The following is a 25,688-nucleotide window of genomic DNA, read 5'->3' on the forward strand; positions in this document are numbered from 1 at the left end:
TCGCCCACATCAAGCCGTGATGAGCGGGCAGCCCAAGAACCTCTGGCAAAAGCGTTGATCAGCGAAGTGTTGGCCTCTGCCTTTTGCGGGTAAGCGGTTTCGGAATTCTCCGCTAATTTTTTACTTGCCAACGCCCCAATGGCCTTTGACCGAAGGCGATAAAAGGGCATTAAGCGCAACGGTGAGCGACTAGGGAGAAACCACGCCATGAGCGATTTCGTCATCCTACCAGAGCAGGATCGCTCCACATATTGCACGGCAAAACAGTATAAGGATCTCTATCGCCAGTCGGTTGAGGATCCCGATGCGTTCTGGCTGGGCCAGGCCAATCGGCTTGACTGGTTCAAGGCACCGACTAGGGGGGGCGAGTGGTCCTATGACCCGGTCGAAATCGCGTGGTTTGCCGACGGCACGCTCAACCTTTGCCACAATGCTGTCGACCGGCATCTGGACCAACGCGCCGATACGACTGCGCTGATCTTCGAGCCGGACGATCCAGCAAGTGCCGCGCGCATCCTTACCTATCGCCAACTCCATGGCGAAGTGGTGGGGATGGCCAACGCTCTGAAGGCGCTGGGTGTGGGCAAGGGCGACCGCGTGACGATCTATATGCCGATGGTCATCGAGGGCTTGCTGGCGATGCTTGCCTGCGCGCGCATCGGCGCGATCCACTCAGTAGTGTTCGGGGGGTTCTCTCCGGAGGCGCTCGCCGGGCGTATCGTCAATTGCGGCAGCAGGTTTGTTGTCACTGCAGATACCGGCCTCAGGGGCGGGAAAGTCGTGCCGCTGAAAGCCAATGTCGATGCCGCGCTCGATCACGACGGAGTCGAAGTCGACGGCGTACTGGTCGTCCGGCACACAGGTGCGGATGTCGCAATGGCCGGGGGACGCGACCATTGGTATCACGAGCTTGTTTCCGATGCGGAATGCCCGTGCGAACCGATGAACGCGGAAGACCCGTTGTTCATCCTTTACACATCAGGCTCAACCGGGAAACCGAAGGGCGTACTCCACACAACCGGCGGTTATGGTGTCTGGACTGCCACGACATTCCATTACGTGTTCGATTACCAGCCGGGCGAAATCCACTGGTGCACCGCCGATATCGGCTGGGTCACGGGGCATAGCTATATCGTCTACGGCCCACTGATGAACGGGGCGACCAGCCTCGTTTTCGAAGGCGTGCCGAACTACCCCGATCATGGCCGCTTCTGGGATGTGATCGACAAGCACCAGGTCAACATTCTCTATACCGCGCCCACGGCAATCCGCGCACTGATGCGCGAAGGTGATCACTTCGTCACGAGCCGAAGCCGAAAATCGCTGCGCTTGCTGGGGACGGTGGGCGAGCCGATCAATCCCGAAGCCTGGCGCTGGTACTTCGACGTCGTCGGCGAGAAGCGACTGCCTATCATCGACACGTGGTGGCAGACTGAGACTGGTGGGATCATGATCACCACGCTCCCTGCTGCGCATGACATGAAGCCGGGCAGCGCTGGCCTGCCATTTTTCGGCGTGCGGCCGCAGCTGGTGGGCGCCGAGGGTGAAGTTCTGGAAGGCGCGACCAGCGGCAATCTGTGCATCAGGCATAGCTGGCCGGGCCAGTCGCGCACCGTCTATGGTGACCACGAGCGTTTCGTGCAGACCTATTTTAGCACCTACAAAGGCAAATATTTCACCGGTGACGGGTGCCGCCGCGACGAAGACGGTTATTACTGGATCACCGGGCGCGTCGACGATGTGATCAACGTGTCCGGCCACCGGATGGGCACGGCGGAAGTCGAGAGCGCACTGGTGCTACATCCGCTTGTCGCAGAGGCGGCGGTGGTCGGCTATCCGCACGACATCAAGGGGCAGGGCATTTATTGCTATGTCACCTTGAACGCTGGGGAAGCGGGGGGCGAGGAACTCGCCGCCGAATTGCGCCAATATGTGCGCAAGGAGATCGGCCCAATCGCAACGCCCGACCACATCCAGTTTACCGATGGCCTGCCTAAGACGCGCAGTGGTAAGATCATGCGACGCATCCTCAGGAAGATCGCCGAGAATGATTATGGTTCGCTGGGAGACACCTCAACGCTGGCCGACCCGACCTTGGTTGACCGGCTCATCGAGGGGCGGCAGAACAGCTGACAATCTGAGACAGAGCATTGTCGGCGGGGCCAGTCACAGGTGGCGTGGTGGCGTCCCCGACAACAGCGCTTTCCGAGCATCTGGTCCTTCAATGGAGAGCAACAGCATGTCGCAATCGAACAGTCCGCTGATGGTCCTCAAGGTCGTCGAATTTGTCAGGGATCCGTCAAGCCGCCGCATCTGCTATTCGACCAAACCAACGAGGGCCAGCGCGCTTTTGCCTTTGGCGTACTGTCGGCGCTAGCTGTGCGGGCCTATCGGCGCATGCGCATTTTACAGTTTTCCTTGCTCTATTGCTCTTTGGCGGCGTGATCCAACTGGTGCAGTCGATCCCGGCACTCAGATGCGATGCGGGTCTGCTCGACTGGCTTGTCGATGGCCTCGGGGTCGGCGATGTGTTGGTCCCGATTGCGATGGTCCGACGTCATAGAACTGCACCTGCCCAGGTTGGCTGAGCCGGCATGGTGTCTCTCGCGACTGCTCCCTTGCAAGCAGCAGGTCGCGGCCCGAAGCCTCTCCAACTATCGTCCGAAAGCCGAGCAAGGTTTCGTTCGGGTGAGGGCAGCATGACCCTCTTTTCTGAATCCATCGTTTGTGTAGGGTGAAACTCGAGAGCTGCGAGGAGTACCCCTAGATGAACCTGGAATTCAGTGCCGAAGAGCTGGCCTTTCGCGACGAGGTGAGGGCATTTATCGCTGAGAACTATTCGAAGCACCTGCCGACCGACGCCTCACGAGAAGATCTCTCGCGGGAAGATTTTCTCGCCTGGCACAAGGTCCTCGGAGCCAAGGGCTGGTCGGTTCCCGCATGGCCGGTCGAATACGGCGGAACGGGCTGGAGCCCGACCCAACGCTACATCTGGTCCGAAGAAAATGCCCGGGTCAACGCGATCATGCCGTTGCCTTTCGGCGTGTCGATGGTCGGCCCGGTCATCTACACCTTCGGCAGCGAAGCGCAGAAGGCGCAGCATCTCCCCGGGATACGCAGCGGCGACGTGTGGTGGTGCCAGGGCTACAGCGAGCCGGGAGCGGGCTCTGACCTCGCCTCGCTCAAGACAACCGCCGTTCGCGATGGTGACCACTACGTGATCAATGGCCAGAAAACCTGGACCACGCTGGCGCAATATGCCGACTGGGGGTTCTTCCTGTGCCGAACCGATCCCAGCGCCGCGAAGCCCCAGGAAGGGATCAGCTTCATCCTGGTGGACATGAAGACGTCAGGCGTCGAAGTCCGCCCGATCAAGCTCATCGATGGCGGCTACGAGGTCAATGAGACCTGGCTCACCGATGTGCGCGTGCCGGTAGAAAACCTCGTCGGCGAGGAAAACAAGGGCTGGACCTACGCCAAGTTCCTGCTCGCGCATGAGCGCAGCGGGATCGCTGGCGTCGCGCGCTCGAAGCGCGGCGTCGAGCGCCTGCGCGAGATCGCGAGGGCAGAGCAGCTCGATGGCAGGCCGCTGCTGAGCGACTTCGACTTTGCCCGCAAGGTCAGCCAGCTGGAGATTGACCTTGCCGCGCTGGAGATCACCGAACTGCGTACTCTCGCAGGCGAACAGGCAGGCAAGGGGCCGGGGCCGGAAAGCTCGATCCTCAAGATCAAGGGTACTGAGATCCAGCAGCGCCTGACCGAACTGACGCTGGAGGCAGTCGGCCACTATGGCACGCCATATTACCATGGCATGTACGACATGGGATCGAACGAATATCCGATCGGCCCTGATTATGCGCAGCATTCGGCAGCGACCTATTTCAACATGCGCAAGACCTCGATCTATGGTGGATCCAACGAGATCCAGCGCAACATCATCACCAAGATGATCCTCGGCCTCTAGAGCCAGATCCTCCAGGGGCGAGCAGGAGAGAATACGTGGATTTCAATTTCACCGAAGAACAGGAAATGGTGCGCGATGGTCTCTCGCGGCTTGTGCGCGAGAGCTACGACATCGAGACGCGCCGCGGAGTCGTCGCGAGCGAGAGCGGTTGGCGACCCGAGATCTGGGCGCAGCTGGCTGAACTGGGCATTCTTGGCATGCCCTTTTCCGAAGAGGATGGCGGCTTTGGCGGCGGACCGGTCGACGCCATGGTCGTGATGCAGGAATTCGGCAAAGGACTGGTCGTCGAGCCCTTCGTGCCGACGGTCGTTTGCGCCGGCGGCTTCTTCAAGCACGCCGGAACGGCTGCGCAGAAGGAAGAGCATATCGGTGGGATCGTTTCGGGCGAACGCACCTATGCCTTCGCCTATGCCGAGCCCCGCGGGCGATACGACCTTGCGGATCTCGAGACCACGGCGAAGAAGGACGGTTCGGGCTATGTGCTCAATGGTCACAAGGCAGTGGTGATCGGTGCCCCGTGGGGCTCGCACCTTGTCGTCACGGCCCGCACATCGGGCGAGCGCCGTGATCATGACGGGATTTCCGTCTTCGTTATCGACAAGAACGCGACCGGCGTGGTCACCCTTGACTATCCCACCGTAGACGGTCGCCGCGCTTCCGAAGTCTATTTCGAGAATGCCGCGATCCCTGCCGAGGCGCTGATTGGCGAGGAAGGCAAGGCCTTGCCGCTTATCGAGCGGGTGATCGACGAAGCCATCGCGGCGCAATGCGCGGAGGCCTGCGGAGCGATGAAGGTCGCGCACGCCATGACGGTTGAATATTCGCGCCAGCGCAAGCAGTTCGGCGTGCCGATCGGATCGTTCCAGGTGCTGCAGCACCGCATGGTCGACATGTATACCGAGTACGAACAGGCGCTCTCGATGACCTACTTCGCGACGCTCAAGCTTGACGAGAGCGAACGCGAGCGCAAGCTGGCGGCGTCAGCGGCCAAGGTCCGCGTGGGCCAGGCGGCACATCGCGTCGGGCAGGACGCGATCCAGATTCACGGCGGCATGGGCATGACAGACGAACTGGCGATCGGTCACTACTTCAAGCGGCTGACGATCTTCGATTCCGAGTTCGGCAATATCGACCATCACATGAAGCGGCACGTCGCGCTCGCCAGCGCGCGATCTGCGTGAAGAACAGGAACGCCGGCTGCGAGCCATCGACGCGGCAAACGACAAGGCGTAGGTGTACCCCCGCGGACCCGACCTGGCGCCGTCAACACGCAGCCGCGCCGATCACGCGCTGGTAGCGCCCGATCAGATACTGATCGTTCAGTGGAAGTGTCAGGCTGATGTTGCTTTGCCAGGGCTGCGAGCCATGTCCGCACCTGTGTGCTATCCGAACCGCTTCCGCCTCTGCCAGCCGCTTCTCGCGCCACAGCAGGATTGAAAGGCGCTCGACCAGCGTGCATTCCAGCGCTGTCTTGGGCTCGAGTTCATGCGCCAGCTGTTCCAGCAAGGCATCAAAGGCGTCTCTGTCCTCGTGGTAGCAAACGGCCTTTTCGCTCAGCACGCCATGTTTGAGCGCATTGCGACTGCTTGCTTCCTTGCCCTCAGCTGACCTGGGACCGGTGCTTTGTTGGGCGTTGCGGCGATTTGCTTCGATCTGTCTTTTCGTTGCCATGCCGTGGAACAAAACATGAAAACAGGACATTTACCAGCCTCTTCGGGCTGCATTCCACGGCGATTTTTCCACACCCGCGCGGGGCACCTTGAGGCGCCGTTTTAGACATTAAACTCTGGATATTAAGTAATAATAAAGCGATTTTGGGTGCTAGGTATTTTGAACCAAACGAACCCAATTCGTATCTGGCGCCCCGTCTCCCTGTGGATTGCCGAGGCTCGCCCGATAACCTCACTTCCCTCCCTGACCGTCCGCCAGCCATCTGCGATTTTGACAGGAGTCGTCGGCGCCAAACGGTCTTGCCAGCGCCAGACGCGCGCGCCATGCATCAAACACTTCAAGGGAGAGCAACAGCATGTCGCAATCGAACGGTCCGTTGACGGGCCTCAAGGTCGTCGAATTCGTCGGGATTGGCCCCGGGCCACATGTCGCCATGCTGCTCGCGGATCTGGGTGCGGAAGTCGTGCGGATCGAACGGCAGGGCACGCGCGTGCTCAACCCCGTGGTCGAGCGCGCGCGGCACCGCGTGGCGGTCGACGTCAAGAGTGAGGAAGGTCGCCAGTTCTGTCGCGATGCGGCAGCCAGCGCCGATGTGCTGATCGAAGGCTTCCGGCCCGGCGTGATGGAGCGGCTCGGCCTTGGGCCCGACGAATTGCTCGGGATCAATCCGCGGCTGGTCTATGCGCGCATGACCGGCTGGGGCCAGGAGGGCCCGCTTTCCCATGCCGCCGGGCATGACATCAACTATATTGCGATCACCGGCGCGCTGGCGGCGGTTGGCAAAAAGGGCGAGCCGGCTACCCCGCCGCAGAACCTGGTCGGCGATTTCGGCGGTGGCTCGATGTATTGCGCCTTCGGCATCATGGCCGCGCTTTATGAACGCGAGCGGTCAGGCAAGGGGCAAGTCGTCGATGCGGCGATCGTCGATGGCGCGACCAGCCTGATGAGCTTCTTCTTCGGGATCCGGCAGATTGGCTACATCAAGACCGAACGCGGCGAAGGCCTGCTGGGCGGCGCGGCGCACTATTATCGCTGCTATGAATGCGCGGACGGGCGCGAGATTTCGGTCGGGGCGCTTGAGCCGCAGTTCTATGCCGAATTGCTCGAGAAGATCGACGCACCCGAGCTTGCCGAAGGGCGGGACAATCCCGCCAATTGGGACGAGATGGCCGATCGGCTGACCGAGTTGTTCAAGACGAAGACGCAAGCCGAATGGTGCGCGATCCTGGAAGGAAGCGATGCCTGCGTCGCTGCGGTGCTGCCGCTCGAGGAAGCGCGCGAGCATCCGCATCTCAAGGCGCGCGGCTCCTACCAGGAACATGACGGCATCTGGCACACCGCGCCCGCGCCGCGTTTCAGCCGCACGCCCGGGACGATCCGCAGCAGCGTGGAAGACGGTGCCGACGTGGTGGCAGGCTGGAAGCAGGGAAGCTGAACGAGATGGCCGGAAAGTTCTTCGACGAATGGCGCGTGGGTGAGCGGATCGAACACGAGATCCGCCGCACTGTGACCGAGACGGACAATCTCCTGTTCTCGACCATGACGCACAATCCGCAGCCGCTTCACATCGATCTCGAAGCGGCCAAGGCCAGCGAGTTCGGGCAGATCCTGGTCAACGGTACTTTCACCTTTGCATTGATGGTCGGCCTTTCGGTGGGCGACACCACGCTTGGCACGCTGGTGGCCAATCTGGGCTATGACAAGCTGGTCATGCCCAAACCGGTTTTCATCGGCGATACGATGCGTGCGACCACCGAGATCAAAGAGCTGCGCGAGAGCAAGTCGCGGCCCAACGCCGGGATCGTGATCTTCGTGCACGAGTTAATCAACCAGCGCGACGAAGTGGTGTGCAGCTGCGAGCGCTCGGCCCTGCTCAGGAAGCGAGGCGGCTGACTTTCCAATCCTGGCGTTATGGCAGGCGGGCATTTGCCGGCTGCTTGACGGTCGTTCCCTCGCGGCGCACACTCCTCCTCGCAAAGACGGAGGAGGGGGCACCATGCGCAAGTTTCTTGCAGCTGGATTGCTGGGCTTGTCGAGCTTGGCGCTCGCCGCATGCGATGCTGCGGTCGAGGAGCGGCAGAGAGGCACGGGCGAAGGTACTATCGACCTCGCGGAGTTTCCCGACCGGCCCTATTGGGGCGACACCCACCTCCATACCGATGTGTCCTTCGATGCATATGGCTTCGGCAACAGGCTGGGCGGGGAAGAGGCGCTCAAATTCGCCAAGGGCGAGGAAGTTACGTCGAGCACGGGCATCAAGGCAAAGCTCTCGCGGCCGCTCGATTTCCTCGTGATTGCCGATCACAGCGACGGGATGGGTTCGCTGCGGCGGCTGGCAGAAGCGCCAAGGCTGCTGCTGCGCGATCCCACCATGCGGCGCTGGCACGACATGCTCAACGAAGGGCCGCTGGAATCTTCGCGCGCCACGACGGAAATCATTTCCGCCGCAGCGGCGGGCACGATTCCCGAACAGATGCGTCCGGGGGATTCGGCCGGCTCGAAGACGGGGGAGTTGTGGGCCGCGCATCTCGACCTGCTCGATCGCTACAACCAGCCGGGCAAGTTCACTGCGCTTGCCGGGTTCGAATATTCGCTCGTCCCCGATGGCAACAATCTGCACCGTGTGGTGATGTTCCGTGATGGGAGCGATCGCACCGGGCAGGTGATCCCCTTCCCAAGCCAGAAGACCAAGGTTGAGGATCTGTGGGACTATATGGAAGCCTATGAGAGGACGACGGGCGGCCAGGTGCTGGCCATGCCGCACAATTCCAACCTCTCGAACGGACGCATGTTCCAGATGACCTTGGCTGACGGCAGCCCGATGACAGTTGAATATGCCAGCCGCCGCGCCAGGCACGAACCCGTGGTCGAAGCGACGCAGATCAAGGGCGACAGCGAAAGCCATCCCTTCCTTTCGCCCAATGACGAGTTCGCCGGATTTGGCGATGCCGGTTGGGAAGTGGGCAATCTCGACGTTACCGAAAAGACCACACCGGAAATGCGCGGCGGAAATTACGTGCGCGAGGCATTGAAGCGCGGGCTCTCACTCGAACAGCAATTGGGCGTGAACCCCTACGCATTCGGCCTGATTGGCGCGACCGACAGCCATACTTCGCTGGCGATTGCCGAAGAGGCCAATTTCTTCGGAAAGAATTCCGGGACCGAGCCCTCCAATCGCGAGCGAGCGGTCGAGCCACAGAACCAGGGGCTGCGCGAAGGCAGGTTCGGCTGGAACAATTTGGCAGGGGCCTATGCGGCCGCCTGGGCGCGCGGCAACACACGGGCGGAAATCTTCGACGCGTTCAAGCGGCGCGAGGTTTACGCCACCACCGGCCCACGCATGGTGGTGCGTGTGTTCGGCGGCTTCGATTTCAGCGATGGCGACTGGGCGGGCGACTGGGTGCGCGCAGGCTATACGCGCGGCGTGCCGATGGGCGGCGAACTGGTTGGCAGGAACAAGGCGCCGAGTTTCCTGATCTCCGCGCTGAAGGATCCCGATGGTGCCAATCTCGACCGCGTGCAGGTTGTGAAGGGTTGGGTCGACGCTTCGGGCAAGACGCAAGAGCAGGTCTACGATGTCGTGTGGAGCGACATGGACAAGCGGGTGAAGAAGGGCGGCAAGGTCCCGGCGGTGGGTGACACGGTCGACCGGTCCAAAGCGACCTATACCAACAGCATCGGCACGGCGGAGTTGCGCAGCGTGTGGACCGATCCCGACTATCGCCCGGGCCAGCGCGCCTTCTATTATGTGCGCGTGCTCGAAATCCCGACGCCGCGATGGCCGCTATACGATGCCGTGCGTTTCGGGACCAAGTTGCCGCCTGAGGCCATGGCCGATGCTGTCGCGCAGGAACGCGCCTACACCTCTCCGATCTGGCTCAAACCTGCTCCTGCGCAGTGATGCAGTCGATGTTACGTTACGGCGGCACGGGTATGGCGCATCTTGCTTGACGGCACCCCGCGCGGCGCGCACACTTGCGTTCGAAAAGAAGAATGGAGAGGTGGAATGCGTAAGTTTCTTGCGGCAGGCCTGCTGGGCGTTGCAACGCTCGCGCTTGTCTCCTGCGATGCCGCGATCGATGAAGCCCAGAAGGGCACGGGCGAAGGGACGATCGACCTCGCCGAGTTTCCCGACCGGCCCTATTGGGGTGACACGCACCTCCATACCAACAATTCGATCGATGCTTTCGGCTTCGGCGTGAGGCTTGGCCCGGAAGACGCGTTGAAATTCGCCATGGGCGAGGAAGTGACCTCGACCACCGGGATCAAGGCCAAGCTCTCGCGGCCGCTCGATTTCCTCGTGATCTCGGACCATTCGGATGGATTGGGAGCGACCAAGCGGCTTTATGACGCACCGCGCATGCTGATCAGCGATGAAACGATGCGGCGCTGGCATGACATGATGCATGAGAGCCCCGAGCAGTCGCAGCGGGCCGTTGCAGAGCTGATCAATGCCGCAGCGAACGGGCATTTACCGGCAGGGATGCTCAACTCGCAGGATGAGCAGGGCGAGGCGACCAGCGAAATCTGGACGGCGCATCTCGACACAATCGATCGCTATAACAAGCCGGGCAAGTTCACCGCGCTGGCAGGCTTCGAATATACCCTGATGCCCGATGGCAACAATCTGCACCGGGTGGTGATTTTCCGCGATGGCAGCGACCGTACCAAGCAGATTGTGCCCTATCCCGGGCTTGAGACTGAAGTGACGGGCCTGTGGGACTATATGGAGGCCTATGCGAAGACGACCGGCGGACAAGTGCTTGCCATTCCGCACAACTCCAATGTTTCCAACGGGCTGATGTTCGAAACGACGCTTGCCGATGGTAGCCCTATGACGGCCGAATATGCCAAGCGGCGCGCAAGGCACGAACCTGTGGTCGAAGTGACCCAGATCAAGGGCGATAGCGAAAGCCACCCCTTCCTTTCGCCCAATGACGAATTGGCGGGGTTCGGCGTCAAAGGCTGGGAACTGGGCAATCTGCCGCTGACTCGCAAAACCACTTCCGACATGCTTGCCGGGAATTACATTCGTGAAGCTCTCAAGCGCGGCATTTCGCTTGAGCAGAGGCTGGGGGTCAATCCCTATGCCTTCGGCCTGATCGGATCGACCGACAGTCATACGGCGCTGGCGACTGGCGATGAGGACAATTTCTTCGGCAAGCACACCGGCAACGAGCCGCATTACAAGGATCGCGCCTTGGAACCGCAAAACCTTGGCACACGCCAGGGGCGGTTCGGTTGGCACTATCTTGCAGGCGGTTATGCGGCGGCGTGGGCGCGCGGCAATACGCGGGCAGAGATCTTCGACGCGTTCAAGCGACGCGAGGTTTACGCCACCACCGGCCCACGCATGGTGGTGCGTGTGTTCGGCGGCTTCGATTTCAGCGATGGCGACTGGGCGGGCGACTGGGTGCGCGCAGGCTATACGCGCGGCGTGCCGATGGGCGGCGAACTGGTTGGCAGGAACAAGGCGCCGAGTTTCCTGATCTCCGCGCTGAAGGATCCCGATGGTGCCAATCTCGACCGCGTGCAGGTTGTGAAGGGTTGGGTCGACGCTTCGGGCAAGACGCAAGAGCAGGTCTACGATGTCGTGTGGAGCGACATGGACAAGCGGGTGAAGAAGGGCGGCAAGGTCCCGGCGGTGGGTGACACGGTCGACCGGTCCAAAGCGACCTATACCAACAGCATCGGCACGGCGGAGTTGCGCAGCGTGTGGACCGATCCCGACTATCGCCCGGGCCAGCGCGCCTTCTATTATGTGCGCGTGCTCGAAATCCCGACGCCGCGATGGCCGCTATACGATGCCGTGCGTTTCGGGACCAAGTTGCCGCCTGAGGCCATGGCCGATGCTGTCGCGCAGGAACGGGCCTATAGCTCCCCGATCTGGCTCAAGCCGGCTCCGCCAGCGATCATGGAGAAAAAGTGAACCTGCCCAACTGGACGCGCGAACCGCTGGTCCATTTCCTTGCAGCAGGCACGTTGGTGTTCGCGTGGTTTGCTTGGCAAGGCGAGCCTTTGGATCCGACCGACCGTGTAATTGATATCGATCGCGAAATGCAGGCGCAGATCGCGCTGGGCTTTGAGCGGATGATGAACCGTCCGCCAACCGATGCCGAGCTCGATGGGCTGATCGACCAATATGTTCGCGAAGAGGTACTCTATCGCGAAGCATTGCGGCTGGGCTTCGATCGCGACGACGCAGTCGTACGTCGCCGCATGGCGCAAAAGATGGACATGGCCGCCACCGCTAGCGTGGAAACCGCGCAGCCATCCGATGCCGATCTCCGCAAATGGTACGAAGAGCACCCCGAGCGGTTCGCCACTGAAGTGGAATATTCGTTCGACCAGCTTTGGTTCGAGACGGAAGGGGAGGCACAGTCGACCCTGGCGCGGCTGCGCGGTTCTGCCGACTGGCGCCAGTATGGAGGCGTGATCAGCCTTCCGGCAAGCCTTGAGCGGAAGTCGCGGCGCGATGTGCTCGCCAATTTCGGCGAACAGTTCGTGGCTGGATTGGATCAGCTCGAACAGCAGGAGCAATGGCAGGGGCCGGTCCCCTCCGGGCTGGGCTGGCATCTGGTGCGGCTGCATGCGCGCACTCCCGGAAAGGTGCCGCCACTCAATGCGATTCGCGAAGAAGTGCTGAACGACTGGCGCACAGCCACCATCGCCGAGCGCAAGGAGCGCGCCTACCAGCTCTTGCGCGACGCCTACCGCGTCGACATCGCCCGATGATGCGTTTGCTGCTGGCGCTGGCGGTGCTGGTGCTGCTGGCGGCGCCGGCAAGGGCCGACGAACTGCGCCCCTTCTCGATCGATTTCAGTGAGCGCGCCCCGGGGGAGTTTTCGCTCGACTGGAAGCAACCGCTATCCCAACCTGGCCCGGCAACATTGATCGTGCCGCAAATCCCCGAAAATTGTGCGATCCAAGGTGAACCATCGGCGCAAGTCGCGGCGCTCGCCATTATCGGCCATGCCGATGTGCTTTGCTCGGGTGAGGTCGGGGGGCGCATGATTTCGCTGCCCGAACTGGCGGGTCGCTCGGACGCCTTGCTGCGCGTCGCCCTGATTGAACGCCCGGTCCAGAGCTTTCGCCTGACCGCGAGCGAACCTTCCGCAACCATCCTTGCCCGGCCCGATCGCTGGCAGGTCATGCGAAGCTATTTCGTGATCGGCACCGAACACATCCTGATGGGCTGGGACCATCTGCTGTTCGTGATCGCACTGGTCCTGCTGGTGCAGGCCGGCTGGGCCGTCGTGAAAGCCGCGACCGCTTTCACGATCGCGCATTCGCTCACGCTGGCGGCAGTGACGCTCGGCTATGCCGGGCTTCCGCAGCGACCGGTCGAGGCGCTGATTGCGCTTTCGATCGTGTTCCTTGCGGTCGAGCTGGCGCGCAACCACCCGGAAAGCTGGACCCGGCGCTGGCCGTGGATCGTCGCCTTCGGCTTCGGCCTACTGCATGGCTTTGGCTTCGCAGGGGCGCTGCGCGAGATCGGCTTGCCCGAAGGCGAAGTGCCGATGGCGCTGCTGACCTTCAACCTCGGCGTCGAAGCGGGGCAATTGCTGGTCATCGCGGCGGTGCTCGCTCTGCGCGCCGCAGTCCAAAGGCTGGTGCCCAAGGGCGAGCCGCCTGCTCTCAAGGCCGCGACTTACGGTATCGGGATTATCGCTGCCTATTGGGTGGTCGAGCGCGTCATCGCCTGAGCATCGCCACCCAGCGCCAGCCACAAACGCACCCGAGCCGAGCGAGCCTGGCCCAGCGCCGCTGCCGCGCGTTCGCCGCTTGCGTCGGCAGCACGGCGAGCTTCCAGCACTGTAAGAAAATCGGCCAGCCCCGCGCGATAGCGTGTTTCGGCGAGCGAGGCCGCGCGTTCGAGATCGGCACTCTCGCGTGCCGCGGCCTCAGACTGTGCATCTGCTCCTGCAACCACGCCATAGGCGCTTTCGGCTTCACCCAGCGCGTTGAATACCGCTCCACGATAGGCGGCGAAGGCCGCGCGCTTGCCCGCTGCAGCGCCGTCAATCTGGGCTTCGATCCGCCCGAAGTCGAGCAAGGGAGCCGCGATCCCGCCGCTGACCGAGTAAACGTCGGACCTTGAATCGAACAATTTGCCGAAATCGAAGGCGAGCAGGCCGAGCGCAGCCGACAGCGTGAGGCGCGGAAAACGCGCGCGGGCCGCCGCGGCAAGGTCGGCATCAGCAGCAGCCAGATCGGCCGCCGCAGCACGCACATCGGGGCGCTGCGCCAGCAGGTCGGAGGGAAGGGCGGCCGGCGGCACCGGAAGCGCGCTTGCCCCGGCGGATTGCGCCAGCACTTCGCCAACCGAGCGTGCATCCTGCCCCGTCAGCGCCACGAGGCGCCCGACGATCTGCGCGCGTTCGCCTTGCAGCGCGGCAAGCCGTGAGCGCGACTGGCTGGCGGCGGCTTCGGCGCGGACGCGGTCGAAACCCGGTGCGAGCCCGGCCTCTTCGCGCTTCGCTGCCAATTGGGCCAACCGCTCGGCTGCGGCGAGATCCTCGGCAAGCGCGGCTTCGCGCGCGGCATTGCTGCGCCAGTCGATCACTGCGCCAGCTATCTCTGCCAGCAATGCAATCCCGACGGCTTGCGCCGAAGCGTCGGCACCGTCGAGCCGGGCGAGCGCCGCGCGTTCGCTTGCCTTCAAGCGGCCGAACAGGTCGATCTCCCAGCTGGCAGTCAGATTGGCCGAATAGCCCGTCTGGTCGGTGTCGAAATCGATGCCCGAAGGCACGTTGCCGCCGAACTGGGCCGGGTTGCCCCGCCTGCGTTCGACCGACGCATTTGCGCCGATGCTGGGCAGTCGCGCGGCGCCCGCGCCGCGTGCTGCGGCTCGCGCGGCATCGACCCTTGCGAGCGCTTCGGCCAGCGTCGGCCCTTCCGCCAGCGCGCGAGCGGACAAGGCTGCGAAGGCTGGATCTTCGGCTGGCAGCAGTGTCGCAAGGCCCGCCTTCGCGGCGGCGTCGGGCGTGTAGAGATAGGCCCCGGGAAGCTCCGGTGTAGGCGTCGCGATGTCCGGCGGCGGGCCCGCAACGCAGGCCGCCAGCGCGATCGGGGCTGCCGCAACGATGGCTGTACGCAACCTCATTCGCCTTGCGCCTCGATCGCGGGAATGAAGGCATCGACCTGCTGGCCGACGCGGAAGGTGCCGCGCGCATTGTCGGGCAGGGCATAGATTAGCTGCAGCACGCGCACGTCGACCCGCTCGGCGGCCGAATTGGTCAGCGATCGCTTGGGCACCACCAGCGGTTCGGCGCGCACGAATGTTGCTTCGACGCGCCTGTCGGCGGCACCGCGCGGAGAGACCACGGCATTCTTGCCCAGCGCTACGCGCGTGGCATCGTCTTCGTCGATGTCGATGCGGATGTGCAGCGGGCGCGTCTCGCCCATCCGGATATAGGGGTCGCCGGAACCGCCCATGGTCGTGACCAGTTCGCCGGGGCGAATATTCACTTCGAGGATCTCGCCTGCGATCGGTGCGCGCACGGTCAGCCGGTTCAGCTCGGTTTGCGCGCTGTTGGCGGCGGCTTCGGCTGCGGCAAGCCGGGTGCGGGCCAGTTCGAGGCGCGCCGTCGCTGCCGCCGCGTCGCCTTCCGCGCGGATCACTTCGCTGCGGCTGACCGCGGCCGGATCTCCGATCGCGGCATAGAGATCGAGCTGGCGCTGCGCCGTGGTGCGCGCAGACTGCGCTTCCGCGATTGCCGCGCGCGCTTCTCCGATCGCGGCATTGGCTTCGCGCAGGTGCGCACGCGCCGCCCTTTCGTCGACCACGAACAGGGCCTGGCCCTGAGCGACGAAGTCGCCCGGCTTTACCGCAACCTGCGTGACCAGGCCCGCCAGCGAGGTGCCGATATCGATGATTTCGCTCGAAGGTTCGACCACCCCTGCCCCCGCAACCCGCGGCGAATTGGCAAGCTCTCCGGTTGCCGTGAGCGGCGTCTGCTCGGGTTCAGCCAGTTCGCGATCGGGCAGGCCGCTCCAGATGAAGATCGCTGCACCGATCAGGCCAACGAGGGCGAGTACCGGCAGGATCTTGCGCGAAAAGCTGAAGTCGTCGGGGAGGAGTGCCATGTCAGTGGTCCTTCGGCAGGTCGGTGCCGTCGTGCGTGAGCCTGCCGTCCTCGAGCACGAGGATGCGGTCGGCGAGGTCGAAGATACGGTTGTCGTGGGTGACGATGATGCAGGCGCGGTCGGCTGCGACCGCCACTTCGCGTAGCAGGTCCATCACGCGGCGGCCGGATTTGGCATCAAGCGCGGCGGTGGGCTCGTCGCATACCACCAGCCGCGGCTCGTGCACCAGTGCACGGGCGATGGCGACGCGCTGCTGCTGTCCGCCAGAAAGCTGGTTGGGCAGCTTTGCGGCCTGGTCTGCGATGTTGAGCTTGGCGAACATTTCGACCGCACGTTCGCGCGCTTCGCGCCGGTCCATCCCGCGCGCGATCAGCGGCACTGCAGCATTGGAGGCGGCATCAATCGACGGGATCAGATTGTACTGCTGGAAAATGAAGCCGATGTTCTCGAGCCGGAAATTGACCAGTGCCGTATCGTCGAGCGCATAGATGTCGGTACCGAACACGCGCACATCGCCTTCGGTCGGGTAGAGGATGCCGCACATGATCGAGATCAGCGTGGTCTTGCCCGATCCGGATTCGCCGACGAGGTAGGTCAGTTCGCCTGCGCGTATGTCGACATTGATGTCGTGCAGCACGCGCAGCGTTTGCTCGCCTGCGGTGAAGTCGCGCGCGATGGCGCGCGTGCAGATTGCCGCAGTAGGGGCGCAACCGCCGATCTGGGTGGTGTCGAGTATCATCTGAACACCGCCGCCGGTTCGGTCTTGAGGACGCTGCGCAGGCTGATCCATCCGGTAATTCCAAGGATCACGATCACTGCCCCAAGGCTGATCAGCGGTATCTGCCAGGGGATGTAGAAAGCCTTGAAGAAGGGATTGCCTGAAAAGCTCCACATGAACAGGGCAGTTCCCACGATCCCCAGGCAATAGCCGATGAAGCCCACTAGCCCGGCCTGAACCACCACCATCCTGCGGATCTTGGTATTGGTGACGCCGATGGCCTTCAGCGCGCCGAACTGCTTGATGTTGTCGCGGATGAAGAGGCTGAAGGTCAGGCCGACTATCGCGACCCCGACGATGAAGCCGAGCACCACAGTGATCCCGAAATTGGTCGGGATGCCGGTGTTCTGGATGATGAAGTTCACCCCGTCGCGCGCAAACTGGTCGCGGGTGCGTGCGCGCAGGCCGGTGCGTTCCTCGATCCGCTTTACCAGTTCCTCTGAGGTGACATCGTCATCGCGGCCAACCAGCACGAAGCTCATCCGGTTGCGGGTGCCAGGTACATAATTGAGCGCTTGGCTGTATTTGGTGAAGAGCACCACCTGGCTGGTGAAGCTGGGGATCGAATCGGCGATCCCGCGGATTACCGCGCGCTGGTCGTTGAGTTCGAGCCGCTGCCCGATCGGGTTGTCGCCATTCTCGAACATGTTGGTCACGCCGACATCGTCGATCACGACGGTGTCAGGCTGCGAAAGGACATCCTTGTCGCCTTCGATCATGCGCTTGGGCAGTCCGATCAGCGTCGCATCGTCCACTCCGATGATTCCGACGCCTTCAAGATCGCCGCTGCGCGTGCGTACCGAAGCCACGGCGCGCAAATGCGGGACAGCCCATTTCACTCCGGGTACCGCTCGCACCCGGTCGAGCGCGGTAGAGGGCATCGCATAGTTGACGTCAGTGGTGCGACTGACCGGGTCCATCACCCAAACATCCGCTGTCGGCACATTGTAGACCCCGCTGGCGCCGCGCTCGACCAGGTTCACGAAAATGGTCAGCTGTTGAGTGATCAGCAGGGTCGAAAAGGCAATGCCGAACAGAAGTCCGTAGAACTTCTGCTTGTCGCCAGTGAGCATGCGGATGGCGATCCAGAGCATGGCGTGCGGGGACCTTTGCTGATCGGCGGGGTTGCGTTGACGACTCAATTACCGCATTACTGAACGGTATCGTTTAATTGAACGGGAGCGTTCAGCGTGTCAACCGAGCAAATCGGGCAAGGTTCCCGGCCTGTGGCGAAGAAATCGCCGACAGGGCGAGGTCGGCCGCCTGACAGCTCGAAGCGTGAAGCGATCGTCGCAGCCGCGGCTGAAGCCTTTTTCGTGCATGGGTTCGCTGCCAGCTCGATTGAACAGATCGCGGCGGATGCGGGCGTGTCCAAAGTTACGATTTACAATCACTTCGGCGACAAGCGCGCGCTGTTCGCGGCGGCCGTCGACTGCGAATGCGAGAAGATGCGCGGCTATTTCTCGATCGACACGCAGCTTTCGGGCAGCAGCATACGCGAGCGGCTCACCGCAATCGGCGAAGCGATGGTCGCATTCCTGTCCCAACCCAAGATGGTCCAGTTCGACCGCCGGATCGCTGCCGAAACCGAGCATGAGCCCGAGATTGGCCATGCGTTCCTGAAGGCGGGGCCGTGGCGGATGAAAGCCGCCTTCTCTGCATTTCTTGCCTTCGCCAATGAGCGCGGCGAGCTGAAAATCCCCGATCCCGAGCTCGCGGCCGAACAGTTCGTTTCGATGTGCAAGGGCATGGGCGACTTGGAACGCCGCTTCGGCGCGGCTCCTGACAGCACTGAGAATTCAAGGCGGATCGCCGGCGCGCTGGAGATGTTCCTCAAGGCCTACGCCCCTTGATCGAGCGACCCGGCAAATTTCTCTGATCGAGAATGACACCAAAAGCAGAGTCGGTCGTTATCTTGCCATTCACTCCACGCCGCCTACATTGGAGCGGACGAAAGGAATGCCTGAGAAATGAGTGACCAGCACGATCCGCGCGATCCCAACGGCGGCCAGGGCCCGGAAGGACCCAACCCGATGATCAAGACCCTGATGATCTGGGGCGGGGTGTTCCTCGCGCTGCTGCTGGCTGTGTCGATGTTCGGCAATTCCGCTCAGCCGCAAGGCACGCAGATCCGCTATTCCGATTTCCGCGAGGCGGTGGCCGAAGGTTCGGTCAAGGAAGTGCAGATCGCGCCCGAGAAGATCACGGGCGTGATGAAGAACGATACGCCGTTCTCGACTGTGCCGGTGCCCGGCGATGCCGAGCTTACGCGCCTGCTCGATGACAATGGCGTGCAATATTCGGGGCAGGCGGCCGAAGAGCCGAACCTGCTGCTCTACATCCTGATCCAGTCGCTGCCTTTCATCCTGATCCTGGGCATCGCTTTCTTCGCATTGCGCCAGGTGCAGAAGGGCGGCGGAGGCGGCGCGATGGGCTTTGGCAAGTCCAAGGCCAAGCTGCTGACCGAGCGTCAGGGCCGTGTGACTTTCGACGATGTCGCCGGCATTGACGAAGCGCGCGAGGAGCTCGAGGAAATCGTCGAGTTCCTGCGCGATCCGCAGCGTTTCTCGAAGCTTGGCGGGCAGATTCCCAAGGGCGCGCTGCTGGTCGGCTCGCCCGGTACCGGCAAGACCTTGCTCGCTCGCGCGATCGCGGGCGAAGCGGGCGTACCCTTCTTCACCATTTCGGGTTCGGACTTCGTCGAAATGTTCGTCGGCGTCGGCGCATCGCGTGTCCGCGACATGTTCGAACAGGCCAAGAAGAACGCGCCCTGCATCGTCTTCATCGACGAAATTGACGCGGTCGGTCGCCATCGCGGGCACGGCCTCGGCAATTCGAACGACGAGCGCGAGCAGACGCTCAACCAGCTGCTGGTCGAGATGGACGGCTTCGAAGCCAATGAAGGCATCATCATCATCGCTGCCACCAACCGGCCCGACGTGCTCGATCCGGCACTGCTGCGCCCCGGCCGCTTCGACCGCCAGGTGGTGGTGCCGATCCCCGATATCGACGGACGCGAAAAGATCCTGGGCGTGCACATGAAGAAGGTGCCGCTGGCACCCGATGTGAACCCGCGCACCATTGCGCGCGGCACTCCCGGCTTCTCGGGTGCGGACCTCGCCAACCTCGTCAACGAGGCGGCGCTGCTCGCTGCGCGGCGCAACAAGCGCCTTGTCGCCATGCAGGAGTTCGAGGACGCCAAGGACAAGGTCATGATGGGCACCGAGCGGCGCTCGATGGTGATGACCGACGACGAGAAGAAGATGACCGCCTATCACGAGGCCGGCCATGCGCTCGTCTCGATCAACGAGCCGGCTTCCGACCCGATCCACAAGGCCACGATCATTCCGCGCGGCCGGGCATTGGGCATGGTGATGCGCCTGCCCGAACGCGACAATTACTCGTATCACCGCGACAAGATGCACGCGAACCTTGCGGTCGCGATGGGTGGCCGCGTGGCGGAAGAGATCATCTTCGGCCATGACAAGGTTTCGAGCGGCGCATCGGGCGATATCCAGTATGCCACCGACCTTGCCCGCAACATGGTCACCAAATGGGGCATGTCGGACAAGCTTGGTCCGCTGCAGTATGAGCAGAGCCAGGAAGGCTATCTCGGCATGGGCCAGACCGCGCGCACCATGGCAGGGGCCGATACGAACAAGCTGATCGATGCCGAAATCAAGGATTTGGTCGAAGGCGGGCTCAAGCGCGCCCGCGATGTGCTGACCAGCCAGGAAGACAAGCTGCACCTGATCGCTCAGGCATTGCTCGAATATGAGACGCTGACCGGCGACGAGATCGACCAGCTGATGAAGGACGGCAAGATCGACCGGCCCGACCGGCCTTCCGGCCCCGCGATTGTCCAGCCCGTTTCGGGCCCGGCAGTGCCGAAGGCGGGCAAGAAGTTCGGCGGCGAAGGCGGCACGGCACCTCAAGGCGCGTGATCCCGCTCTCGTGAAACTGCAGCCTATCGATTTCGCGCTCGGCCCGCGGCCCGATCTCGATGCGCTGGCGGATGAGTTCGCGCGGACCGGCGTGATTTCGATACCGAACATCCTCACAGAGGATTGCGCGGTCGCGCTCCACAACCTCTTGCGTGGCCGGGACGACTGGTCGCAGGTCATTAACAGTGGCGACAGGCTGGTTGAGCTCGATCGCAAGACCCGCGCCGGTATGGATGCGGCCAAGCTCAAGCAGCTTGACGATGCGGTTTAAGCGCAGGCGCGCTATGATTTCCAATATCGCTACGAAACGATCCGCGTGCCCGATGGCCAGCGCGAAAGGCGTAAGAGCAAGGATCTGCTGGCCGCATTTGCCGATTGGTGGTCGAATGGCGAACCGCGCGATCTGCTGCGCAAGATCACCGGGTTTGCAGAAATCGAATTCGCCGATGCGCAGGGCACGGCCTATTCCCCGGGAGACTTCCTCACCGGCCATACCGACGATGTCGACGGCAAGGGCAGGCTGGCGGCCTATGTGCTCAACCTCACGCCGCGCTGGCGCGTCGAATGGGGCGGGCTGCTGATCTTCCATGATGAGGCAAATGCGCAGGTCAGCGGCCTCACGCCGGACTTCAACCGGCTCAACATGTTCCGCGTGCCGCAGGTCCACAGCGTCACGGAGGTAAGCCGCGCGGCGGCCTTTCGCCGCTATTCGATTACCGGCTGGCTGCGCACCAAGGCGCAATAGGTGCTGAGCCGTTGATGCCCATGGCTGGGCTCAGGTCGCGCCCAGCAGCAGCAATATCTGCAGGAACAGCATGATCACCACGGTGATGAAGACCAGTAGCAGGCACAGACGCCAGAAGGCGGCAAAGCGCGACAGGCCATAGGCCTTGCGCAGATCCTTGTAGATGTGGAGTGGCGGGATGATCACGAGTGCCCCGAACACCCAGCCCTCGGCAACCCCGCTCAGCGAGAGCAGCGACAGCGCGATGAACAGCAGCGACATGAATGCGATCGAATAGGTTACGAAGATCGCGTGGTCATAGGCCCTGATGTGGCGCTTCCAGGCGAACATCAGCCACAGGAAGGGTACCGATAGCGGGATCAGCAGCCAGCTGAATTTGTAAGCGTTGGTCTGCAGCTTGTAGAGCATCAGCCCGGGGTTATCGCGCCACTTCTTTAGAATGGCGTCCACCGGTCTGATCCCCGTGCCATCCCCGCTTGCCAGCGCTTCGGTGCCGAGCATGAACTTCTGGTTCTCGTCGAGCTGGTTGAAGAATTTCTCTGCATTGGCGATGTCGGCTTCGGCTTGCAGCCGCTCGGGCGAACCTTCGGGATAGGTTTCCGCGCGCTGCCGCGCGTCCTTTAGCTGGGCAAGCGCCGAGCCCTGGACCTGGCTGACCGCATCGCCGGTCGAGATGTCCGGCTTGACGTCGCTCGGCGTGGTCAGCCCCACCGCCTGGAACACGGCGAACATCAGGAAGACGGAGAACAGGAACATCGCCATGGGGCTGACGAAGCGGGCGCGCTCGCCGTCGATATAGCGGCGGGTAAGCTCGCCCGGCTTGAAGGCCAGCAAGGGCAGCGTCCGCCACAGCTTGCCATCGAGATGCAGCACGCCGTGCACGATGTCGTGCAGGATCGCGGAGATGGTCCGGTGGACCTGCGCCTTCTGGCCGCAGGCGTGGCAATGCGGGCCGAGCAGTTCGGTGCCGCAATTGAGGCAGGTGCCGCCCGGGGATGCGATGCCTTCACCGGCCTGCTTTTCGACCGCGCGCGCACTCAGCGCACCTTCGATCGCGCCACCCAGTCCTTCGGTGATTTCGCTCATAAGCCCCCCGTCACGGCTCCATGGCTTCCGCCCGCCGGAAACAGAAGGATAGGGCAAGCGGGCGAAAACAAAAAGGCCGCCCGATCAGGGGCGGCCTCTTTCTTGCTCGCTCTGACGCGCGATCAGCCGTCGAAATCGCCGCCGATCGACTGCGAACGGACCGGAGCCGATGCGGTGATACGCAACGCTTCGGCCGACTGGCTGAGCGAACCGATTTCATCGGCTTCGTCTTCATCGTCAGGCAGGATCTTCTGCAGGCCGGTGACCAGGGCTTCCTTCAGCTCGCCCGGGCGGATCGTTTCTTCAGCGATCTCGCGCAGCGCGACCACGGGGTTCTTGTCGCGATCGCGATTGATGGTCAGCTCGGCGCCACCCGAAATTTCGCGAGCGCGCTGGGCAGCCAGCAGGACGAGGTCGAAGCGGTTGGGAACCTTGTCGACGCAATCTTCAACGGTAACGCGTGCCATGAAGGCCTCTCATGCAAATAGGTTTGCCGGGGAAGCGCGCCAGATAGGTGCGGGGCGCTCGCGAGTCAAGAAATTGCGCAGCGGCACTGCCTTGGCCTAAAGCACGGCATGGCCGAAGCCGATGGCGCCCCGACCCTGCCCGAAACGAGCGTGGATTATCGCGATCCGGCGGCATTCACCATTGCAGGCGGCGACCATGTGTTCAGTTTCCATCCCGAAGGGGCGCAGCGGCTGGCGAGCCTGATCGAACTGATCGAGAGCGCCAGCGAAACGCTGCAACTTTGTTTCTACATGTTCCAGCCCGATCATATCGGCACTGTGGTGCGCGGCGCGCTGGTGCAGGCGGCGCAGCGGGGCGTAAAGGTCCACCTCATCATCGATGCATTCGGCAGCGACGCGCCCGAAGCCTTTTTCGAGCCGATCGTGCGCGCCGGGGGGCGGTTCAGCCTGTTCTCTCCACGCTGGAACGTGCGCTACCTCATCCGCAACCACCAGAAATTCGCCATCGCCGACGGTGCCAGGGTGATTACCGGCGGCTTCAACGTGTCGGACCACTATTTTGCCTCTCCGCAGGAGAACGGGTGGAGCGACCTTGCGGTTACGATCGAAGGTCCGGTGGTGGCGCGCTTCGCCGAATGGTTCGGCGAGCTCGAGCAATGGGTTGGCAGTGGCGGCTCACGCTTCCTTGCGATCCGCCGGCTGGTGCGCGACTGGAAGGAAGGCGATAGCAGTGTGCAGCTCTTGCTGGGCGGCCCCACGCGGATCACCAGCGCATGGGCGCGCACGGTTAAGCTCGACATTGCGCGCAGCACCAGGCTCGACCTGGTGATGGCCTATTTCTCGCCACCGCGCAGCATCCGGCGCCTGATCCGCAAGCTGGCGCAGCGCGGCGGCGCCCGGTTGATCATGGCGGGCAAGTCGGACAACACCACGACCATCGGCGCCTCGCGCGCCTTGTACGGGAATTTGCTGCATGCGGGTGTCAGCATTGCCGAGTTCGAGCCGACCAAGCTTCACCTGAAGCTGATGGTGATCGACGATGTCACCTATTTCGGCAGCGCCAATTTCGACATGCGCTCGATCCGCCTCAATCTCGAGCTGATGGTGAGGGTGGAAGATGCAGCGCTGGCGCAGAAAGTGCGCGGCATGATCGATCATCTCGAAAGCGCCAGCAGGCCGGTCACGCTCGAATGGTTTCGCCACGAAGCGACGCTGTTCAACCGCATCCGCTGGCGGCTGTCGTGGTTCCTGGTCTCGGTGATCGACTACACGGTGGCGCGGCGGCTCAATCTCGGCCTGTGACCGGGGCCTACTCGAATCCGTAGTCGGAATAGTCGCGGATATTGGGCGAGGTGAACTTGGTGATCTCGCTCTGGAAATGCAGCGGCACATTGCCGGTCGAACCGTGGCGCTGCTTGGCCACGATCAGCGTGGCCTTGTTCTTCAGCTCGAGATAGCGCTCTTCCCAGATGCGGTATTTCTCGGTCGCTTCGGCCGAAGTGTTCTCGGTCGGCATGTCGGGGCGCGAGGCCTCGTGATAATAGTCGCCGCGATAGATGAACCACACCATGTCGGCGTCTTGCTCGATCGAGCCCGATTCCCTGAGGTCCGACAGTTGCGGGCGCTTGTCTTCGCGCTGTTCGACCGCACGGCTCAGCTGCGACAGTGCGATCACCGGAACCGCCAGCTCCTTGGCCAGCGTCTTGAGCCCGCGGCTGATTTCCGAAATCTCGTTGACGCGATTGTCGTTGGCGCGGCCCGATCCCTGCAGCAGCTGGAGATAGTCGACCACGATCAGCCCGATGTCGTGCCGCCGCTTGAGCCGGCGGGCCCGGGTGCGCAGCGCCGCGATCGTCAGCGCGGGCGTGTCGTCGATATAGAGCGGCAGCTCCGCCAGCTGCTGGCTGGCAAAGGACAGCTTCTGGAACTCCTCACGCGTAAGCTTGCCGCTGCGCAGCGATTCGGAACTGATCTCGGCCTGTTCGGCCAGGATACGCGTGGCGAGCTGGTCGGCGCTCATTTCCAGGCTGAAGAATGCGACCGGCGCACCATAGTTGAATTCGCCGCCATCGCGCTGCCAGCGCAAATGCTCTTCCGCGCAGTTGAAGGCGATATTGGTGGCGAGCGAGGTCTTGCCCATGCCCGGGCGCCCGGCGAGGATGATAAGGTCCGAATTGTGCAGGCCCGAGGTCTTGCGATCGATCACGTCGAGCCCGGTGGTCTTGCCCGACAGGCCGCCGCCCGAATTCATCGCCGCTTCGGCCATGCGGATCGCGGTCATCGCCGCGCTGCGGAAGCTTTCGGCTTCGTTGCCGGTCGCCGCGCCGTCCGCTACCTTGTAGAGCTGCGCCTCGGCTTCCGAAATGCGGTCCATCGGCGAGACTTCGTCGCTGGTGTCGAGCGCGCCTTCCACCAGTCCGCGGCCCACGCTCACCAATTCGCGCAGCAGCGCAAGGTCGTAGATCTGCTGTGCCAGTTCGCCCGCGGCAAGCAGGCCGAGCCCGTCCTGCGTCAGCTGCGCGAGATAGGTGGTTCCCCCCAGTTCCCGCAGCGCATCATCGGCTTCGAAATAGGGCTTGAGCGTCACCGGGCTGGCGGTGGCATTGCGTTCGAGCAGCTTGAGTACTCGCTCGTAAATGCGCTGGTGCAGCGATTCGAAGAAATGCTCGGGCCGCAGCGGCGTGCGCAATTCCTCGATCACGCGATTGTCGATCAGCACCGCACCCAGAAACGCCGCCTCGGCTTCGATATTCGAAGGCAGCGCGGTCGCCTTGGCAGTTTCGGCACCTGGCCGGACAATCAGATCGGTTTCGGACATGCGCCCCTATTGCGCGCTGCCGGCCTCCGTAAGCAATAGGCGCGCGCCATCAGAATCGAATTTCTTGCCGTTCCGGTCTGTGGATAGCGTGGATTGAATCTCGAAATGCTTGCTCAACCGGTGCTG

23 protein-coding genes are annotated in these 25,688 nt (G+C 62.9%); 14 read left to right on the forward strand and 9 right to left on the reverse strand.

Going from position 1 to position 25,688, the window contains the following annotated elements:
• Nucleotides 1-224: hypothetical protein (locus VRS74_RS09670; protein ID WP_354145054.1), on the reverse strand; the 224-nt coding region annotated here is incomplete at its 3' end.
• On the opposite strand from VRS74_RS09670, the gene acs reads away from it, so the two are divergent.
• The 3 genes from acs to VRS74_RS09685 all read left to right on the forward strand — a co-directional run bounded on the left by acs (nucleotide 208) and on the right by VRS74_RS09685 (nucleotide 5,145).
• Nucleotides 208-2,133: an acetate--CoA ligase gene (acs, locus tag VRS74_RS09675; RefSeq protein WP_354145055.1), complete on the forward strand. Its 1,926-nt coding sequence runs from the start codon at nucleotides 208-210 to the stop codon at nucleotides 2,131-2,133. The two genes, VRS74_RS09670 and acs, sit on opposite strands and share 17 nt — an antisense overlap.
• A 634-nt stretch (nucleotides 2,134-2,767) precedes the next feature.
• Nucleotides 2,768-3,964: an acyl-CoA dehydrogenase family protein gene (locus VRS74_RS09680; protein WP_354145056.1), complete on the forward strand. Its 1,197-nt coding sequence runs from the start codon at nucleotides 2,768-2,770 to the stop codon at nucleotides 3,962-3,964.
• A gap of 35 nt (nucleotides 3,965-3,999) precedes the next feature.
• Complete coding sequence (locus VRS74_RS09685) at nucleotides 4,000-5,145, forward strand: acyl-CoA dehydrogenase family protein (protein WP_354145057.1); 1,146 nt, start codon at nucleotides 4,000-4,002, stop codon at nucleotides 5,143-5,145.
• Nucleotides 5,146-5,227: 82 nt separating this feature from the next.
• Here VRS74_RS09685 and VRS74_RS09690 read toward each other — a convergent pair whose 3' ends face one another.
• On the reverse strand, nucleotides 5,228-5,665 hold the full coding sequence (locus tag VRS74_RS09690) for a hypothetical protein (RefSeq protein WP_354145058.1): 438 nt from the start codon (nucleotides 5,663-5,665) through the stop codon (nucleotides 5,228-5,230).
• A gap of 325 nt (nucleotides 5,666-5,990) precedes the next feature.
• On the opposite strand from VRS74_RS09690, the gene VRS74_RS09695 reads away from it, so the two are divergent.
• The 6 genes from VRS74_RS09695 (at nucleotide 5,991) to VRS74_RS09720 (ending at nucleotide 13,341) form a co-directional block, all read left to right on the forward strand.
• Complete coding sequence (locus VRS74_RS09695; protein ID WP_354145059.1) at nucleotides 5,991-7,070, forward strand: CaiB/BaiF CoA transferase family protein; 1,080 nt, start codon at nucleotides 5,991-5,993, stop codon at nucleotides 7,068-7,070.
• A gap of 5 nt (nucleotides 7,071-7,075) precedes the next feature.
• Nucleotides 7,076-7,528, forward strand: a complete 453-nt coding sequence (locus VRS74_RS09700) for a MaoC family dehydratase (RefSeq protein WP_354145060.1) — start codon at nucleotides 7,076-7,078, stop codon at nucleotides 7,526-7,528.
• A gap of 103 nt (nucleotides 7,529-7,631) precedes the next feature.
• Entirely contained in the window at nucleotides 7,632-9,536 is a 1,905-nt protein-coding gene (locus VRS74_RS09705) for a DUF3604 domain-containing protein (RefSeq protein WP_354145061.1), read from the forward strand.
• 105 nt (nucleotides 9,537-9,641) lie between these two features.
• The gene (locus tag VRS74_RS09710) at nucleotides 9,642-11,564 is read left to right on the forward strand and encodes a DUF3604 domain-containing protein (protein WP_354145062.1); all 1,923 of its coding nucleotides are present in this window, start codon (nucleotides 9,642-9,644) and stop codon (nucleotides 11,562-11,564) included.
• On the forward strand, nucleotides 11,561-12,370 hold the full coding sequence (locus tag VRS74_RS09715; protein ID WP_354145063.1) for a peptidyl-prolyl cis-trans isomerase: 810 nt from the start codon (nucleotides 11,561-11,563) through the stop codon (nucleotides 12,368-12,370). Before VRS74_RS09710 ends, VRS74_RS09715 begins: the two co-directional genes overlap by 4 nt.
• Nucleotides 12,367-13,341 (forward strand): HupE/UreJ family protein, encoded by a 975-nt coding sequence (locus VRS74_RS09720; protein ID WP_354145064.1) that lies wholly within the window; start codon nucleotides 12,367-12,369, stop codon nucleotides 13,339-13,341. The genes VRS74_RS09715 and VRS74_RS09720 overlap by 4 nt, the downstream gene beginning before the upstream one ends.
• Here VRS74_RS09720 and VRS74_RS09725 read toward each other — a convergent pair.
• From VRS74_RS09725 to VRS74_RS09740, 4 genes are read right to left on the reverse strand one after another with little or no spacing between them, the layout of a single operon-like run.
• The gene (locus tag VRS74_RS09725) at nucleotides 13,311-14,741 is read right to left on the reverse strand and encodes an efflux transporter outer membrane subunit (protein WP_354145065.1); all 1,431 of its coding nucleotides are present in this window, start codon (nucleotides 14,739-14,741) and stop codon (nucleotides 13,311-13,313) included. The genes VRS74_RS09720 and VRS74_RS09725 overlap by 31 nt on opposite strands.
• Nucleotides 14,738-15,724 (reverse strand): efflux RND transporter periplasmic adaptor subunit, encoded by a 987-nt coding sequence (locus VRS74_RS09730; protein ID WP_354145066.1) that lies wholly within the window; start codon nucleotides 15,722-15,724, stop codon nucleotides 14,738-14,740. Before VRS74_RS09730 ends, VRS74_RS09725 begins: the two co-directional genes overlap by 4 nt.
• Before the next feature lies 1 nt (nucleotide 15,725).
• Entirely contained in the window at nucleotides 15,726-16,463 is a 738-nt protein-coding gene (locus tag VRS74_RS09735) for an ABC transporter ATP-binding protein (protein ID WP_354145067.1), read from the reverse strand.
• Complete coding sequence (locus VRS74_RS09740) at nucleotides 16,460-17,596, reverse strand: ABC transporter permease (RefSeq protein WP_354145068.1); 1,137 nt, start codon at nucleotides 17,594-17,596, stop codon at nucleotides 16,460-16,462. Before VRS74_RS09740 ends, VRS74_RS09735 begins: the two co-directional genes overlap by 4 nt.
• Before the next feature lie 96 nt (nucleotides 17,597-17,692).
• On the opposite strand from VRS74_RS09740, the gene VRS74_RS09745 reads away from it, so the two are divergent.
• The 4 genes from VRS74_RS09745 (at nucleotide 17,693) to VRS74_RS09760 (ending at nucleotide 21,191) form a co-directional block, all read left to right on the forward strand.
• Complete coding sequence (locus VRS74_RS09745; RefSeq protein ID WP_354145069.1) at nucleotides 17,693-18,355, forward strand: TetR/AcrR family transcriptional regulator; 663 nt, start codon at nucleotides 17,693-17,695, stop codon at nucleotides 18,353-18,355.
• A 117-nt stretch (nucleotides 18,356-18,472) separates the two neighbouring features.
• Complete coding sequence (ftsH, locus tag VRS74_RS09750; protein WP_354145070.1) at nucleotides 18,473-20,446, forward strand: ATP-dependent zinc metalloprotease FtsH; 1,974 nt, start codon at nucleotides 18,473-18,475, stop codon at nucleotides 20,444-20,446.
• 10 nt (nucleotides 20,447-20,456) lie between these two features.
• Nucleotides 20,457-20,717 carry a hypothetical protein gene (locus VRS74_RS09755; protein ID WP_354145071.1) on the forward strand — a complete coding sequence of 87 codons (261 nt, stop codon included), beginning with the start codon at nucleotides 20,457-20,459 and terminating at the stop codon, nucleotides 20,715-20,717.
• A gap of 45 nt (nucleotides 20,718-20,762) precedes the next feature.
• The gene (locus VRS74_RS09760; RefSeq protein WP_354145072.1) at nucleotides 20,763-21,191 is read left to right on the forward strand and encodes a 2OG-Fe(II) oxygenase; all 429 of its coding nucleotides are present in this window, start codon (nucleotides 20,763-20,765) and stop codon (nucleotides 21,189-21,191) included.
• Nucleotides 21,192-21,221: 30 nt separating this feature from the next.
• Here VRS74_RS09760 and VRS74_RS09765 read toward each other — a convergent pair whose 3' ends face one another.
• Together VRS74_RS09765 and rpoZ are read right to left on the reverse strand one after the other, a co-directional pair.
• Nucleotides 21,222-22,277, reverse strand: coding sequence for a DUF3667 domain-containing protein (locus VRS74_RS09765; protein ID WP_354145073.1), 1,056 nt, complete (start codon nucleotides 22,275-22,277; stop codon nucleotides 21,222-21,224).
• 122 nt (nucleotides 22,278-22,399) lie between these two features.
• The gene (gene rpoZ, locus VRS74_RS09770) at nucleotides 22,400-22,744 is read right to left on the reverse strand and encodes a DNA-directed RNA polymerase subunit omega (RefSeq protein WP_354145074.1); all 345 of its coding nucleotides are present in this window, start codon (nucleotides 22,742-22,744) and stop codon (nucleotides 22,400-22,402) included.
• A 108-nt stretch (nucleotides 22,745-22,852) separates the two neighbouring features.
• Here rpoZ and VRS74_RS09775 point away from each other — a divergent pair, with 108 nt between their 5' ends.
• Complete coding sequence (locus tag VRS74_RS09775; protein WP_354145075.1) at nucleotides 22,853-24,046, forward strand: phospholipase D-like domain-containing protein; 1,194 nt, start codon at nucleotides 22,853-22,855, stop codon at nucleotides 24,044-24,046.
• 7 nt (nucleotides 24,047-24,053) lie between these two features.
• On the opposite strand, the gene VRS74_RS09780 is transcribed toward VRS74_RS09775, so the two are convergent.
• A complete protein-coding gene (locus tag VRS74_RS09780; RefSeq protein ID WP_354145076.1) occupies nucleotides 24,054-25,562 on the reverse strand; it encodes a replicative DNA helicase in 1,509 nt (502 codons plus the stop codon).
• Nucleotides 25,563-25,688 lie beyond the last annotated feature (126 nt).

Origin of the sequence: Altererythrobacter litoralis (assembly GCF_036324225.1) — a bacterium.
Classification (GTDB): domain Bacteria; phylum Pseudomonadota; class Alphaproteobacteria; order Sphingomonadales; family Sphingomonadaceae; genus Erythrobacter; species Erythrobacter litoralis_A.